A 15,129-nucleotide genomic window follows, 5' to 3' on the forward strand; every position below is an offset into this window, starting at 1 on the left:
GTTGTAAATCTTACCATTGTCGGCGGCCCGCAAGAACCATTAAAACAGCAGGAGCTTATTCCTACTTCATATTCGGTATTTGGGTCAAAGAAACAAGCTTCAGAAATCCATTGGGTTTCTGTAGTTTCAGTGTTATAAAAAGGGTATCTGATAGTGAAATTTGCATTAAGGGGCTCTTCTTTTTTTTCTTTTGTAGTTTGGAACGAATCAATCAAAGAAGTTCCTTTTATCTCAAAGTTTATTGTTGCCCCCGTGCCTTTTTCTCCGATTAAATACCAGTTGCTCTCTCCGTTTTTTTGCCTGTACACTTTGTATGATTTAACTCCGAAAAGAGAAGTCCATGATACCTTAGCGCCTTTTGAATAGGTAACATAAGATTGGCTTTCCTCCACTTTTTTATATACGCCATCTGTGTCTTTGGCCGCGATTAAATATTTATGTGAACCATTAGAAACAGCGCTGCTTGACAGTTCATAATAAACAGAAGGCGTTATATCGCTGGAAGCGATAAAAGCGATAGGAGCTCCTGGCAATTCAGCGGAAGGATTTTCTGAGGTCGTTGTTTGGCAAGCATCAGTTATCTCATAGGAGTCTAGACCTGTTTCGTCAATTGTATTAACAAGGAAAATATTTTTATTTGTCGTGGCATTCTTCCAATCGATATCGTCAGTTTTGTAGATTTTATAAATATCAGCACCGGGAACTTTCGGCCAAGATATTTTAATATTGTTATTCGCGGTGGTAGTTATTTTTTCGGTCCCACTGCTGTTGGCGCGCCTTACGACATCAAGAATAAGATTTCCATTGATGTCTTTTTCAATAACAACGGGGTCTGTTTTGACACTGCCATCGGGATTTTTTTCTAACCGAGGGCTAATATCAACAGCAGAGACTATATAACGGAATGTTCCGGCGGTACAAGAGCCTGGGATGCCGGTGTCTGTTATGCTGGGGACAGGATTTGTCCATAGCGATGTTTGGTTGATTTGAGAAGGTGTTTCTTTCGGAACCGTGATGCTGCAACTGTCTACTACTCCTTCACTTTCTTTGCCTTTTGAGCGAGAACTTATAAAATAATAATCTCCTGAAATATCTTTTCTGTATATTTTATAGCTTTCAGCGTTTGTAACTTCCTCCCAAGTTATTTTTATTGAGCCATCTTGACTGGGGGCGTAGGCTTTTATACCAGTGCTTGGGTCATAGCCGGAAGATTCACCGAATTTATTAATGGCCGTTATGATATACTGGTAAGAATTTCCTTGCTTGCAGTCTCCGTGCGATGCCGTTGGGCTCACACTCATACGCTCAACTACGATTTTAAAATTTGAATTATTACCTCCCGTTTGCGATTTTTTCGTTGCATTCAATAAATAATGGTGAGCTTCAGAATCTCCCGTCCATGCTATTTTTATGGGCAAGCTATAGGTGGGGACAGTATTGGGTTCGTAATCAGCATTATTGATTTTTATGACAGACGGCTGGTCGAGACATCTTCCCTCGCAATTGCTACATTTGGCGTAATGGCCATCCAGTTCAATGCATGCATATATGTGTCCGCATTTGTGCGAAAATGTGTGCCACTTCCATGAACAAAGTGTTACGTAATTGCAGTGTCTTGATTCTCCCGGCAGGTGATAACAAGTTTTATGCGGTTCGCATTTTTCCACTAAGCCTTGATACTTTAATGTGCCGTTACATTTCCCTTCGCACCAGCTTTCAGCATTTGCGAAATAAGAAAAGGAGATAAGGGAAAAACCTCCCAATAGAAGAGCTGAGGAAATAGTTATGAGAAGTTTTTTGGTCACGATTCTATTTTAAAACTTTTTGACAAATTTAACAAATTACCGCTGGTGATTATCGCTGATGAATGCTGATACCGCTGATAAATACTGGCGCGAGGAACTTTATAAGGGTTGTTGATTTTGACAAACTTTATAAAGTTTGATAATATGCTCATATGGATCAGATAAAAAGCAAAAATATGACTATTCAAGAGAAACTGCAAATTATCCAGCAAGCGACCGGCTTGACCCAGACTAAGCTGGCCGAGCGTTTTGGCGTATCTTTTGTAGCCTTTAATAACTGGTGGACCGGTAAATCATCCCCTCGTCCGAAGATGCTTTCGGCCATTGACGAATTATTTTTGGAAGCGACCGGGCAGAAAATAATTCCCGACGAACAGCTCTCTGCCAGAAAACAGCTCTTAGCTAAAAAATCCAAAGAACATAAAAGCGTTATCGCTGAAATATTAAACAGTTCGGACATCCGCAACGCATTTATATTGAAACTTACTTATAACAGTAATCGCATTGAGGGCAGTACCCTCACCGAACCGGACACAGCAACTATTCTTTTCGATAATATTGCCTTGCCGGACAAAAGCATAACAGAGCAGCTGGAAGCTAAAAATCATCAGACCGCCCTTAATTATCTCTTTGGATATATTGCCAAAAAAGGCGTTATAAACGAGGGATTAGTTTTGAAACTCCATAGTATTCTGATGAACGGCATCAGAGCTGACGCCGGAGCGTACCGCAACCATAATGTCAGGATTCTTGGCGTAAATTTAGCGACCGCCAATTATTTGAAAGTTCCGAGCTTGACCTCTGATATTATCAACGAAGCATCCGGGAAAACAGACGATATATTTGCTTTGTCCGCCTTAATCCATAGCCGTTTTGAGCAAGTTCATCCGTTTTCCGATGGCAATGGCCGCATCGGCAGGATTTTAATGTGCGCTATGCTTCTTAAGGCCAATATGGCGCCGGCAATCATCAGGCAAGAGCAGAAACGACTCTATAATACGTATCTTTACAAGGCTCAAAGCAAGGGCGACTGCAGTCAGTTGGAGAATTTTATTTGCGATGCAGTAATGGACGGCTTCAAAATTTTGGATCAAGCTGATTAGCGCTGATTTTATGAGGAAAGGTTTTTAACAAATTTATCCACTGATCCACAGTTAAAGTTTCGGCGCGTTGGGTCGGATTTATACCATTAGCCGAAAGCCATTTCTCAATTTCTTCCCGGCTAAGCTTTAATTGTTTTAAGTTATTAATCAGCTGTTTTCTTGGATGAGAAAATCCCGTCTTGACAATCCTGAAAAACTGTTTAGTATCAGTGTTGGTCGGTTTTTTATCAGCGTTTATCAGCGGTATAATTTTTATTATGGCGCAATCAACTTTCGGCTGGGGCCAAAAATATTCCTTGGGAATATAACAGATGGTTTCCGGTTTTGAATAAATTTGGACTGACACAGCCAGTATGCTCATGTCAGGCGGATTGGAACATATTCTTTGAGCCACTTCCTTTTGGATAATCAAAGTCATCTCCGTCGGCGGATTCTCCGCCTCCAAGAACATTCTGATCACAGGCGAGGTTAAGTAGAAGGGTAAGTTAGCGATGATTTTATAATTGGAAATTAAAAATTTATTGAAAATTGAAAATTGAAAATTGAAAATTTTCAGTATATCTTCCTCAATAATCTCCACATTTTTGCTCTTTCCTATGGTCTCTCTTAAAACCCCTGCCATCTTCGGGTCTTTTTCGACAGCGATGACTATTTTTACCTTCTGGGCCAGCTTTTCCGTAAGTGTTCCTGCCCCGGGCCCTATTTCCAGAACAGTGTCTGACGGCTTTAAGTCAGCTGTTTTTATCATTTTCTCAACTATTTCTTCGTCTATCAGAAAATTCTGGCCTAATCCCTTAGACGGTTTTATCCCTTTGCCGTTGAAAAGCATTTTGATACCCTCTTTTGAACTTATATCCATAGAATATATATTATCATAAAAGTGGAAAAGACACTTGACTTTAGGGTCCTAATCAGGGAAGATTGAAAAATAGTATGTCGTTAAAGATATCGGATAAAAAAGGGAAATATAGTAAAAAGGGAGTTGCTAAGACTCCTCTTATCTATTTGAGCCTCCTATTATTCTTTTTGTTGGGGGTTTTTTATTTTAGCTCTGCTTTTGGCCCTGTTTTCTCTTCAAAATGCGTGAGCTATCTGAATTTATTTAAGGATTCTGTCGCTTCCGAAGGGAAAGAATTTTGCTTCCCTGATGCGGATATGAAGCCGGTGCAGGGATTATTTTTAAGTTCATCGGATAAGTTTTCACCGGAACCGCCTGACTATTTTCTTGTTGGAGGAGATAGCGTTCGGGCAGTATCGCCCGCAGTGGTTATTACGCCTCAAGTTTTAGGCGATTGGGCAGGAGAACCGGTTTCCGATGGAGACGGAAAGGATATTATTGAATATGCTGTCCAAGAAGGAGATAGTCTCTGGTCAATCGCCTCGTCTTTTAAAATTTCAATGGAAACATTGTTTTGGGCTAATGACCTTAAGAGTTTGACGATTGCTTCCGGGGCAAAATTTTTGGTATTGCCTGTCACCGGCGTAATGCATGTGGCTGAAGAAGGAGATACTGTCCTTGCTTTGGCTGAAAAATACAAGGCCAGCCGGGAAGAGATAGTTTCTTTCAATGATTTGTATGGAGAAGAAAGTTTGCTCCGAGGACAAGTTATTATTGTCCCCGGCGGGAAAATGGGGGCAGTTTCCATCTTGAGCGCTCCAAAAACAACTGCTTCTTCTTCATTGTCAACGAATAATTTTTACGGTAAGAGCCATGCTTTTCCTTATGGCCAGTGTACTTGGTGGGTAGCTCAAAAAAGAGCCATCGGCTTTTGGGGCAACGCTAAGGATTGGATAAATAATGCCGTTGCAGACGGGTTTTCAGTATGTAGAGGGAGCTATTGCGTCCCTCAAATAGGAGCTGTTGTTTCTTTGGCCGGGCACAAAGTTTATGGCCATGTCGTTTACGTGGAAGAAGTTAAGGGAGACAAGATCGTTTTTTCGGAAATGAATTATATCGGTTTAGGCAAGATGAATTATAGGACGCTTAAGATCGGATCCCCTTCCATTAAGGGTTATATCTATTAAACCTCGTCGCGAATTCTATACATCAAAGTCTCGCTTAAATGTTGGTACAAAATATTTTCAGAACCTTCTAAATCAGCCACTGTCCGGGCTGTTTTTAAAACTCTGTGATAGCCTCTGGCGGACAATTTTCCCGAATCAACATATTTTCTCAAAAGATTCTTGCTGTCCATATTAACCTGGCAGTATTTTTTTATTTGAGATATCCCCATTTCGGAATTGATTGATATTTTTTCATTTTCAAATCTTTTTTCCTGAATTTTTCTGGCTTTTTCCACCTTTTCCCTTATATTGGAACTGGAATTCTCCTCATCTAATGAAACCAATTTTTCATATTTCACAGCCGGGACGGAAATAAAAATATCAATCCTGTCCATCAGCGGGCCGGAGAGCTTTCTTTTGTATTTGCTTATTTGAGAATTGCTGCAATCGCATTTTTTATCCGGATCTCCTCTATGTCCGCATGGACAGGGATTGCTGGCAGCCACCAAAGTAAAGCGGGAAGGGAGTTTTAAAAAATGTTTTGCTCTTAATATATTTATGCTTCCCTCTTCTATCGGTTGCCTTAAGCTTTCAAGGGCGTCTCGATGGAATTCCGGGAATTCATCCAAAAATAAAATACCTCTATGAGCTAAGGTTATTTCCCCCGGCCTTGGAGGATTTCCTCCTCCGATCAAAGCTACTTCTGAAGATGAATGATGGGGCGCCCGGAAAGGTCTGAAGTTTATCAAGGGTTTATTTTCTTCTAAAAGTCCGGCGATGCTGTATATTTTGGTGACCTCTAAAGATTCTTCAAAAGAAAGAGATGGCAATATTGAAGGCAAGGCTTTGGCCAGCAATGTTTTGCCTGTTCCCGGCGGTCCGACCATAAGCAAATTATGGGCTCCGGCGGCTGATATTTCCAAAGCTCTTTTGGCTGTTTCTTGTCCTTTTATATATCCTAAGTCAATCGGGTACTCGGCGTTTTCAAGGAAATCTTCAATTTTTGTTTCTTGAGGCTCAATGATTTTTCTTTTTTCAAGATGGTCAATCGCCTCTTCCAATGTTTTAACTCCTATAACCTTTATCCCTCTTACCAGTCCTGCTTCACGGGCGTTTTGTTCAGGCAGGAGCAGTTCATTAAAACCATTCTTTTTGGCGCTTAAAGCAAAGGACAAGGCGCCTTTTATCGGCCTTAATCTCCCGTCAAGAGCCAGTTCTCCTATGAATATTTTATCTTTTGTCTCAAAGGAGATTTTTTTTGTTGTCAAAAGAAAAGCTAAAGCGATGGGAAGGTCGTAAGAAGATCCTTCTTTTTTTACATCAGCCGGAGCAAGACTCACCAGAACCCTTATCGATTGATGATGAGGGGATTTGAAGCCGGAGCTTTCTATTGCTGCTCCAACCCTTTCTCTTGCTTCTTGGACTGACTTGTCCGGCAGGCCCACTATTTCAAAATACCTCAAGCCGTATGAGGTATCTATTTCCACTTCAATTGTTTGAGCATCCAGTCCGACAAGGGCGGCCGAGAAAACCTTAGAGGGCATAATATATCATCAGAATTTCAAATTACAAATTTCAAATTGCTAATTCTTTTTGCATTTGAGGCAGAGGCGGGACTCTGGGCAAGCGTTAAGACGTTTTTGGGGAATTTCCTTGCCACATTTTTCGCAAATTCCGTATTTACCTTTCTCCCCTTTTTTAATTTTATTTAGAGCCAATTTTGTTTCTGCAAGCCTTGTTTCTAAAGATTCTTCAATGGGCAAAAGAGTGGCGTATTCTTCCACGTCGTCGGCCGCTACCTCTAAGACAGAGTCTCCTATTTCTTCGCCGGTGTTTGGATTAGGGAAACGAACTTTCCAGTCGCCTTTTGTTTTTTTATTTTTATCGGCGATTTTTTCCAGTTCTTTTTCCAATCTTTCTTTTTCGTCGCTCAATTTTTTGCTTATTTTTTCAATTTCCTTTTTCATTTTTTTTGTTTGTTTATTTGTTAGCCGTATTAGCGAGTATGTTCTCAATTATTTTCTCAATACTGCCATAGGAGCTGGTTACAATGAGGGTATCATTGATTATAGCATAGCAAATCCCCAGATCCTGCGTAGAAATAGTCAGAAAGCGGATTTTCACTCCTTTATAGGTTGAGTCGCGGAATGAAGTTGCGATAGCCGGCGTTTTTTTACCATTTATGAATAATCCGTTTATTGCGATATCTTTCTCCCATTTTTTTATTTCTTCCGTCAGGCTTTCCCCTTTCTTTATTTTGATTGCCAAAGCCAGCCTTTCTCCCTGTTTTTGAATATAAGAGGCGATGGTAAAATCACTTTCCAATTTGTTTGATATCCCGGCAGGTATATTTATCTGGAAAGCTGAAGATATTTCTGCTACGCTGGTCCATTTTTTCTTCTCCGGGTTCTTGAGTAGAATTCTGATAAAATTTCCTTCAGTGCGTTTTTGGGTTAAAAATTGCTCATAATTCTTGATTATGTCTTCATTGTTGATCACGTCAGCTTTAAAAGTTTCATTAACGGGAAAGATAGCATCCGAGGCTGGTTCTTCTTTTGGCTCTTCTTTTTGTTCTTTAGTCGCGACTGGGATTTCTTTCTTTTCCACGTTCTCGTTATTTTTTTTATTCAAAATAAATGTCCAAGATAACGCGCCAATAATGGAGAGAACAATAAAGATGAATGTCCCGCGTATCAGTATTTTCGTGAAACTGGAAGGTCTTTCTATGGGTTCAAAAACAGGAGATGGTATTCTATAAGTTTGTTTAGGCTCTTCTGGGGGGATGGGCATTTCTTCCTTTCTTTCCTCCAGTTTATTTTTAAAGCGTTTCAAAAATTCTTTTCTTCCCTCTTCCTCCAAGAGTTGTTCTTTTTCTCGTGTTTTAAGCGTCTCTTCTTTTGTTTCTTCTATCGGGCTATCTTCAGTTTTTTTTTCAACGTCTTCAATTACTTCCTCCGGTTCCGCTCTTACTTCCTCCGGTTCCGGTCTTACTTCCTCGGCTTCGGGTTTTATTTCTTCTACTGGGTTATCTTCAGTTTTTTTTTCAACGTCTTCAATTACTTTTTTCGGTTCCGGTCTTACTTCCTCCAGCCCGCTAAGCGCGCCATTGACCTCTTTCATTTGCAGTTCAAGTTTTTCCCTTGCATTTGATAATTTTTGAAAAGTCGGTCTTAGTTTTTCTAATACCGCCTCTATCTCATCTTTTTTCTCCTGCATTTGCCATTTTTGTTTTTCCGTTTCCCTTCTATCTTTTTCCGTTTCCCATCTTTGTTTTTCAATTATTTCTTTGCTTTTTCCGTCAGTAGTCTCTTTTTCCTTTAACTCGAAATCGTTTGATTTTATTTCTATTTCCTTTTCTTTTTTTAATATTTGGGAAAGGTCAATTACGGCGCCTCTTTCCTGCTTGTTCAATTTTTCTATTTCCTTTTCCAGCTCCAGTAATTTTTTTTCAATGTCCCCTATGTTCTTTTCTGTTTCAACTTTTTCTTCAAAGAGACTTATCTTTCTTAGCTCTTTCTCTATCTTTACTTTTTTCTCGGTTATTTTTTGATTTTCCAAATCTATGGTGTCTAATTGTTCTTCTAACCCGTTGATTTTAGCTTCAGTCGCCCAGCGTTCTTTCTCTGTCGCCTCCCTTTCTTCCTCTATTGCCCATCTTTTTTCCTCGGCAACTTTTTTTCTTGACGGAGATTGAGCCGCTTTCTCCTCTTCCTCTATTATTCTTTTCTTATCTTCAGCCTGACTTTCTTTTTCTAAAATTAATTCAGTCTCTTTTTTGAGTCTGTTTATGGCGATTAATATTTTTTTCTTTTTGTCTTCGGTCGGTTGGCCCTCAATCAAAGTTTTTTCTAATTCTTGGTTGAGTAAAACTCTTCTCTCTTTTAAACTCATTTCTTTTACGGGCTCTTTCTTTACCTCAATTATGGTCTCCTTTGGTTCAATAGCTACGGGCGTTTTTTGAACAGTAATTTCTTCTTCCGGTTCCTGTTCTTTTCCTATCTCTTTTTCCACTTCCATTTTTATTTTTAGGAAGATTTCTTTATCCATCTCTTCATCCGTTTTCTCATCGGATTTTTCCAATTTCTCTTCTATCGGCGTTTTCACTTCTTCTTTCACTTCTTCTTTTGGATTTACGGCAGGGGTCACAGCGCCATTTTTTTTCTTTTCAGCTTCTTCAAGTGTTTTTTTTATTTCTTTTTCTTCCTCCTCTTTCATGGCATCTTCGTCATTTTTTTCTCCGCTGATTTTGTCCATTGCATTAGCATCCTCTTCTCCACGAAGAAAATCAGCATCCTTGGACATCGTCCTGATGCTTTCTTTTTTTAATATTTTTCGGAGATGACTTTTATTTTGCCCCTCTTCCGCAATAATACTTGTGGCATCGTCTTTATCTGCCATTTGTTTTTGTCTCTTTTAAAGATAAGTTTATTCTCCCTTGATCGTCAATAGAGATTACTTTTACGGAGATAAGGTCTCCTATTTTTACAACATCTTCAACTTTGTTCACTCTTTTGTCGTCCAGCTGGGAAATATGGACCATTCCTTGCTGGTTGGGCAAGATTTCTACGAAAGCTCCAAAGTCCAATATTCTCACTACTTTGCCTTTGAATATCTCTCCTACCTTTACTTCCCTTGTTATATTGTTTATCCATTCGATGGCTTTTTGGGCAGCTTCTTCTTTTTCAGCTGTGACAAATATCTTTCCGCTTTCTTCAATATCAATTTCCACATCGCATTCTTCCATTATAGAATGAATTATTTTCCCTCCGGGGCCGATCACCTCTCTTATTTTTTCAGGATTAATCTGTGTTGTCAATATCTTTGGCGCGAATTGAGAAAGTTTTTCTCTTGGTTTTTCCAGAACTTGCTGAATTTTTTCCAAAATAACAAGCCTGGCTTTTCTCGCCCGTTCCAAAGCCTCTTCAATTATTTTTTCAGAAAGTCCGTGATTTTTAACATCCACTTGGATGGCTGTGATGCCTTTTTTTGTTCCGGCTACCTTAAAATCCATAAGCCCATCATGATCTTCCGCTCCTTGTATGTCAGTTAGAATTTTATAATTGCCTTTTTCATCTTCAAATAATCCTATGGATATTCCTGCGACAGGGTCTTTGATCGGGACGCCGGCGTCCATTAATGCTAAACAAGAACCGCAAACAGAGGCCATAGAACTGGATCCGTTTGAAGAGAGGACTTCGCTGACGATTCTGATTGTATAAGGAAAATCATCAACGCTGGGAATGATGCCCATTAAAGCTCTTTCCACAAGCATTCCGTGCCCTATCTCTCTTCTTCCTGGCCCTCTCATCGGCTTTACTTCTCCGACTGAATAAGGAGGGAAATTATAGTGGTGCAAGAATCTTTTTTTGCCGATAAATTCAACTCCTTCTATCAGTTTGGCATCTCCGGGCGCCCCTAATGTTATGATAGATAAAACTTTTGTCTGCCCTCTGGAAAAAAGGGCTGAACCATGGGTTCTGGGGAGAACTCCTGCATAACAGTCAATTTTTCTTATTTCTTCTATCTCTCTGCCATCAGGCCTTTTTCCAAATTTAAGAATATTCTCGCAGGTTATCTCTCCCCTCTCTTTTTCAAAAAAGTTTTTAGCATAAACTACTTTTTTGTCGTCCATAATAAAATCGGCAAGACTCTTTTTTAAATTATCCAGCAGACTATTCCTCTCTGTTTTGTCCTCAATGGATATGGCTTGTTTTAATTTTTCCCCCAAAAATTCTTTAATCTTTTTCTCCAGCTCAATATCGCGAATCGGTTCTGCGATATTGACTTTTTCTTTTCCCAACTTTGAGGAAATTTCTTTTTGGAAATCAATGAGATTTTTAATAAAAGGCTTAGCAAATCGGACAGCTTCCATAAAGCTTTTTTCATCTATCTCTTTTGCGTCCGCTTCCATCATATTTATTATTATTTCCCCTTTTTCCTCCAATCCCACTAAAACTATATCCATTTCGCCGGCTACCCTTTCCTTGTAGCTCGGATTAATAATCAGGTTTCCATCCAATTTTCCTATTCTGACGGTGGCAATCGGCCCCATCCAGGGGATGTCGGAAAGAGAAAGCGCTATTGAGGCTGAAAGTATGGCTACAACATCAGGGTCATTTTCCGCATCCCATGAAAGACAAGTAGACACCACTTGGACTTCTCTTTTTAAATAATCAGGGAAAAGAGGTCTTATTGTCCTGTCCACCAATCTTGCGGTAAGAACAGCCTCATCAGAAGGACGGCCCTCCCTTCTCATATAGCGGGAGCCGAAAATTTTTCCGGCGGCATAAAATCTTTCTTCGTATTCCACTGATAAGGGGAAGAAATCCAGCCCTTCTTTTTCGTTTTTTGACATTGTCGCCACTCCGAGGACGACAGTGTCTCCATACTGGACAAATCCGCTACCTGAAGCTTGTCCGGCAAAATCGTTTATTTCTATTTTAAGCTCCTTGCTCCCAATTTGAGTTTTAAAAATTTCTTTTTCCATAATTTCTTAAATGACTTTGTTTTTTAATAAAGATGTTTCCAATGTCTCTCCCAGGTCAATAAATTCATCAGCGGTTTCTTTCAGTCTGGCGGAGGTAGTTTTTCCGAAAGCGATGATCTCCACTCTCTTGCCTTGATTTTTCAAATAGTCAACAAGCTGGATAAAATCTCCATCTCCGGAGGCTAGGACAATGGTGTCAACGTTGGGAGCTACGCGGATAGCGTCAATGCTGATGCCGACATCCCAGTCAGCTTTTTTCATCCCGCCGTAGAATTCCTGCAGATCCCTGATTCTTGTTTCAATCCCCAGTTTCGTTAAAGCTTCAAAAAAGGGTTTTTCTTCCCCTGTTTTTGTCCGGACAACATAAGCCAACGCCCTTATGAGGGTTCTTTTACTGACGGCCAATTTTAAAATCTCCGAAAAATTCACTCGGGAATTGTAAAGATTTTTCGCCGAATGATAAAGATTTTGGACATCAATTAAAATCGCTACTCTTTGCCCCGGGTGTTTAATCTTTGTCATGAGCGCTCTTAGTCAATTTTTTTAGTAATACTGGTGTGCCTTACGTCGTCTTCCTCTTTGATGTGTTTTAGAAGAGTCCTTCTTTTAGAAACCATTTTCAAAAGTCCTCTCTTTGAGTGGACGTCTTTTTTGTGGGTTTCCAGATGAGAGAGGAGCTTTTTAATCTCCTTGGAAAGCAAGGCTATCTGAACCTCCGGAGAGCCTGTGTCGCTGTCATTGATTTTGTTCTCTTTGATGATTTTAGTTTTTTCTTCTTTTGTCAACATAGTATTTTTGGTTATTTTATGTCTTTCTTAAAAGGATATCACAAAATCCCTTCCAACGCAAATTTTGCTTTTGCTGTGGAACGTAATAAATTTTCAAAGAAAATTTAAGTCGCGTAAACCGCGTTGTCGCGGTAACGCGACTTTCGTGGCGTTCCAACAGCGTTTAAATTTTTCTGAAAGAAAAATTTATTACGCTGTGCCCCCAGTAGGATTTGAACCTACAACCTTATCCTTAAGAGGGATCTGCTCTGCCAATTGAGCTATGAGGGCAAACTTAATTATTATATTATATTATACTATACTGCTCTGCTCTGCCAATTGTCAGCCCGAGGCTGATCAGCCTCGGGCTGAGATCAGCCTTTGGCTGAAGCTATGAGGGCAAATTAAAATATCAGAGGATGCTAATGGCAGACGATTGTCCACCAAGTCCCTAATCCTGTCCATTGCGCAATTCCTATTTGAGTGAAGATAGTATTTAAAAATGCCCAAGAAGCGAAAATGACAAGCATCCCGGCAACTACAGCCCAGACCATATCTTTTCCTTTTTTATAATCCTGTTCATTGGTGCTTCTGAAAACCATCCAAAATCCTCCGATGACAATATATAAAGAGGCAATAATGGATACAATAGGAAAGCCACTGTTAAGGGAGACGTTGGGGACTAAAAGAAATTTTATGATATTATTGACGAGCACAAAAATATCACAGAATTTACAACGATAATCGCAATTTGTGGGATTTAAGGGTTGGTCCGGGTTAGTGCAACCGGTGGTGATAGTCGGCGATTCACAACATCTCGGGCTCCCTCCGCAAGGAACTAATCCTTCGGCTGATGTTTGAGCCGGGACGGCTAAAACAAAAAATCCCACAGCCACTAACGCAATTGATAGAAATAAGAATTTTCTCATAAAGATATCTTAAACTAAAAAACAAGAATTATCAAATCTATTACGCAGTGCCCTCGCCAGGATTCGAACCCAGAACGCAAAGTCCGAAGCTTTGCATGATATCCATTTCAACACGAGGGCCTGTTCTAAATATAGTTTATGGATTGAAAAAAACAAGCTTTTAAACTAATGTAAAGATATGAAAAAATTAGAGATACCGCAAGAGATAAAATCTGTCATGCAAAAACTTAGAGATAATAACTACGCTACTTTTATCGTCGGCGGATGCGTCAGAGACTTGTTGATGGAAAATCCCGCCATGGCGGGGCCTACTGATTGGGACATTACCACCGGCGCCAAGCCTGAAGAAATCAAAGAGATTTTTCCTGACAGCTTTTATGAAAATAAATTCCTGACCGTCACCGTCTACACCGGGAGCGAAAATCCTGCATTGAGGGAAGTTGAAATCACCACTTTCCGTTCCGAGGCGAAATATACCAACAAAAGGCATCCTGATGAAGTGATGTTCGCAAAAACATTAGAAGAGGATCTTTCCCGCAGAGATTTTACGGTCAACGCTTTAGCCATAGATATCCATGGCAAAAAGAACGAATTGATAGATTTATTTAAGGGGGAGGAGGATTTGAAAAATAAAATCATCAGAACCGTCGGCAATCCTAATGACAGATTTAATGAAGATGCTTTGAGGATGATGAGGGCAGTCAGATTTTCCGTAACTTTGAGCGAGGGATGGAAAATTGAGCCGGCGACAAGCTCGGCTATTAAAGAAAATTCCCAAAATCTTGAATTCATTTCTTTTGAAAGAATTCGGGACGAGCTGGTAAAAATCATTATGTCCCCTCGCGCCTGCGAAGGTATAGAGCTTTTAAGAACAGTCGGTCTTTTGAAGTATATTATTCCCGAGTTGGAAGAGAATTTTAATGTTCCTCAAAACAAGCATCATATATATGATTGTTATGAGCATGCCATATTCTCTTTGAAATATGCAGCTAAAGAGAATTTCAGCCAAAGGGTCAGGATAGTGGCCTTGCTTCACGATATTGCCAAGCCGAGAGTTAAACGAGGCGAAGGAGAGAACGCCACTTTCTATAACCATGAAGTCGTCGGCGCCAGAATGGCGGAAAAGATTTTAGAGAGATTGAAATTTCCCAAAGATGAAATTGAAAATATTGTTAAGTTGGTTAGGCACCATCTCTTTTATTATGACGTTGACGAGGTCGGCGATTCTTCCATCAGGAGACTGGTCAGGCAAGTTGGACCGGAAAATATGGAAGAACTTTTGCAGGTCAGGATGTGCGACAGGATCGGTTCGGGCGTGCCAAAAGCCGAGCCCTACAAATTAAGGCACTTGAAATATGTTGTTGACAGAGTCAGCCAAGACCCTATTTCCGCCAAGATGCTCAAGGTTTCAGGCAAAGACATTATGGAAATATTGGAAATTCAGCCCGGTCCGAAAGTCGGGCAGATTTTGGATGTTCTTTTGGAATATGTTTTGGAAGAGCCGAAGAATAATAATAAGGAATTTCTGGAAGGAGAAATTAAGAAATTAGGCAAACTTTCGGAAAATGATTTGAGTTCCTTTTCGGAGAAGGCGGAAACGGAGAGAGAGAAAGTGGAAATCAAAAGAGATGAAATGACCAAGAAAAAATACTGGGTCACATAAAAAATCTTCAATTTTCAATGGATTAATTTTAAAATTTACGGGCTGTAGTGTAGTAGTAGCACGAGTTCTTCGGGAGAATTTAGCTCCGGTGCGAATCCGGGCAGCCCGACTATAAAATAGAGTATAGAATGTAAAATAGGCTTGGTTTAACCTGGGTTCGCCCAGTCATCCGACTGGGCGTCAGGTCGAATGACCTGACGAATCCCAGCGCCCTGACAAAAAGGGCTTGTAGTACAGTGGCAGTACGCCGCATTCGCATTGCGGAGACGCGAGTTCGATTCTCGCTAAGTCCACAGCGTAAGAACGTTTAAATTTTCTTTGAGAATTTATTGCGTTCCACTACCCTGAAGGAATGTGTATAACTTTTTGAC

12 protein-coding genes and 2 tRNA genes are annotated in these 15,129 nt (G+C 40.1%); 4 read left to right on the plus strand and 10 right to left on the minus strand.

Going from position 1 to position 15,129, the window contains the following annotated elements; genetic code table 11:
* A partial coding sequence (locus COS96_03115) for a hypothetical protein (protein PIU43636.1) occupies positions 1 to 1,805 on the minus strand: 1,805 nt, incomplete at its 3' end.
* A gap of 152 nt (positions 1,806 to 1,957) precedes the next feature.
* On the opposite strand from COS96_03115, the gene COS96_03120 reads away from it, so the two are divergent.
* Complete coding sequence (locus tag COS96_03120; GenBank protein PIU43637.1) at positions 1,958 to 2,908, plus strand: hypothetical protein; 951 nt, start codon at positions 1,958 to 1,960, stop codon at positions 2,906 to 2,908.
* Here COS96_03120 and rsmA read toward each other — a convergent pair.
* Positions 2,883 to 3,767, minus strand: a complete 885-nt coding sequence (gene rsmA / locus COS96_03125) for a ribosomal RNA small subunit methyltransferase A (protein PIU43638.1) — start codon at positions 3,765 to 3,767, stop codon at positions 2,883 to 2,885. The genes COS96_03120 and rsmA overlap by 26 nt on opposite strands.
* Before the next feature lie 74 nt (positions 3,768 to 3,841).
* Between rsmA and COS96_03130 the strand changes: the two genes are divergently transcribed.
* Positions 3,842 to 4,933 (plus strand): hypothetical protein, encoded by a 1,092-nt coding sequence (locus tag COS96_03130; GenBank protein ID PIU43639.1) that lies wholly within the window; start codon positions 3,842 to 3,844, stop codon positions 4,931 to 4,933.
* On the opposite strand, the gene COS96_03135 is transcribed toward COS96_03130, so the two are convergent.
* The 8 genes from COS96_03135 to COS96_03170 form a co-directional block, all read right to left on the minus strand.
* Entirely contained in the window at positions 4,930 to 6,456 is a 1,527-nt protein-coding gene (locus COS96_03135; GenBank protein ID PIU43640.1) for a magnesium chelatase, read from the minus strand. The genes COS96_03130 and COS96_03135 overlap by 4 nt on opposite strands.
* Before the next feature lie 39 nt (positions 6,457 to 6,495).
* Positions 6,496 to 6,879, minus strand: a complete 384-nt coding sequence (locus COS96_03140; GenBank protein PIU43641.1) for a hypothetical protein — start codon at positions 6,877 to 6,879, stop codon at positions 6,496 to 6,498.
* Between the two features lie 13 nt (positions 6,880 to 6,892).
* Complete coding sequence (locus COS96_03145) at positions 6,893 to 9,310, minus strand: hypothetical protein (GenBank protein PIU43642.1); 2,418 nt, start codon at positions 9,308 to 9,310, stop codon at positions 6,893 to 6,895.
* Positions 9,300 to 11,399 carry a polyribonucleotide nucleotidyltransferase gene (locus tag COS96_03150; GenBank protein PIU43643.1) on the minus strand — a complete coding sequence of 700 codons (2,100 nt, stop codon included), beginning with the start codon at positions 11,397 to 11,399 and terminating at the stop codon, positions 9,300 to 9,302. Before COS96_03150 ends, COS96_03145 begins: the two co-directional genes overlap by 11 nt.
* 6 nt (positions 11,400 to 11,405) lie before the next feature.
* Positions 11,406 to 11,921 carry a hypothetical protein gene (locus tag COS96_03155; GenBank protein PIU43644.1) on the minus strand — a complete coding sequence of 172 codons (516 nt, stop codon included), beginning with the start codon at positions 11,919 to 11,921 and terminating at the stop codon, positions 11,406 to 11,408.
* A gap of 8 nt (positions 11,922 to 11,929) precedes the next feature.
* On the minus strand, positions 11,930 to 12,187 hold the full coding sequence (locus COS96_03160; protein PIU43645.1) for a 30S ribosomal protein S15: 258 nt from the start codon (positions 12,185 to 12,187) through the stop codon (positions 11,930 to 11,932).
* A 197-nt stretch (positions 12,188 to 12,384) separates the two neighbouring features.
* Positions 12,385 to 12,457 (minus strand) — tRNA-Lys (locus COS96_03165).
* Positions 12,458 to 12,588: 131 nt separating this feature from the next.
* Positions 12,589 to 13,095, minus strand: a complete 507-nt coding sequence (locus COS96_03170) for a hypothetical protein (GenBank protein ID PIU43646.1) — start codon at positions 13,093 to 13,095, stop codon at positions 12,589 to 12,591.
* 178 nt (positions 13,096 to 13,273) lie between these two features.
* Between COS96_03170 and COS96_03175 the strand changes: the two genes are divergently transcribed.
* Together COS96_03175 and COS96_03180 are read left to right on the plus strand one after the other, a co-directional pair.
* Entirely contained in the window at positions 13,274 to 14,758 is a 1,485-nt protein-coding gene (locus tag COS96_03175; protein PIU43647.1) for a hypothetical protein, read from the plus strand.
* A gap of 222 nt (positions 14,759 to 14,980) precedes the next feature.
* A tRNA-Ala gene (locus COS96_03180) sits at positions 14,981 to 15,051 on the plus strand.
* The last annotated feature ends 78 nt before the right edge of the window (positions 15,052 to 15,129 follow it).

Source organism: Candidatus Nealsonbacteria bacterium CG07_land_8_20_14_0_80_39_13 (assembly GCA_002779355.1).
Taxonomy (GTDB): domain Bacteria; phylum Patescibacteriota; class Minisyncoccia; order Minisyncoccales.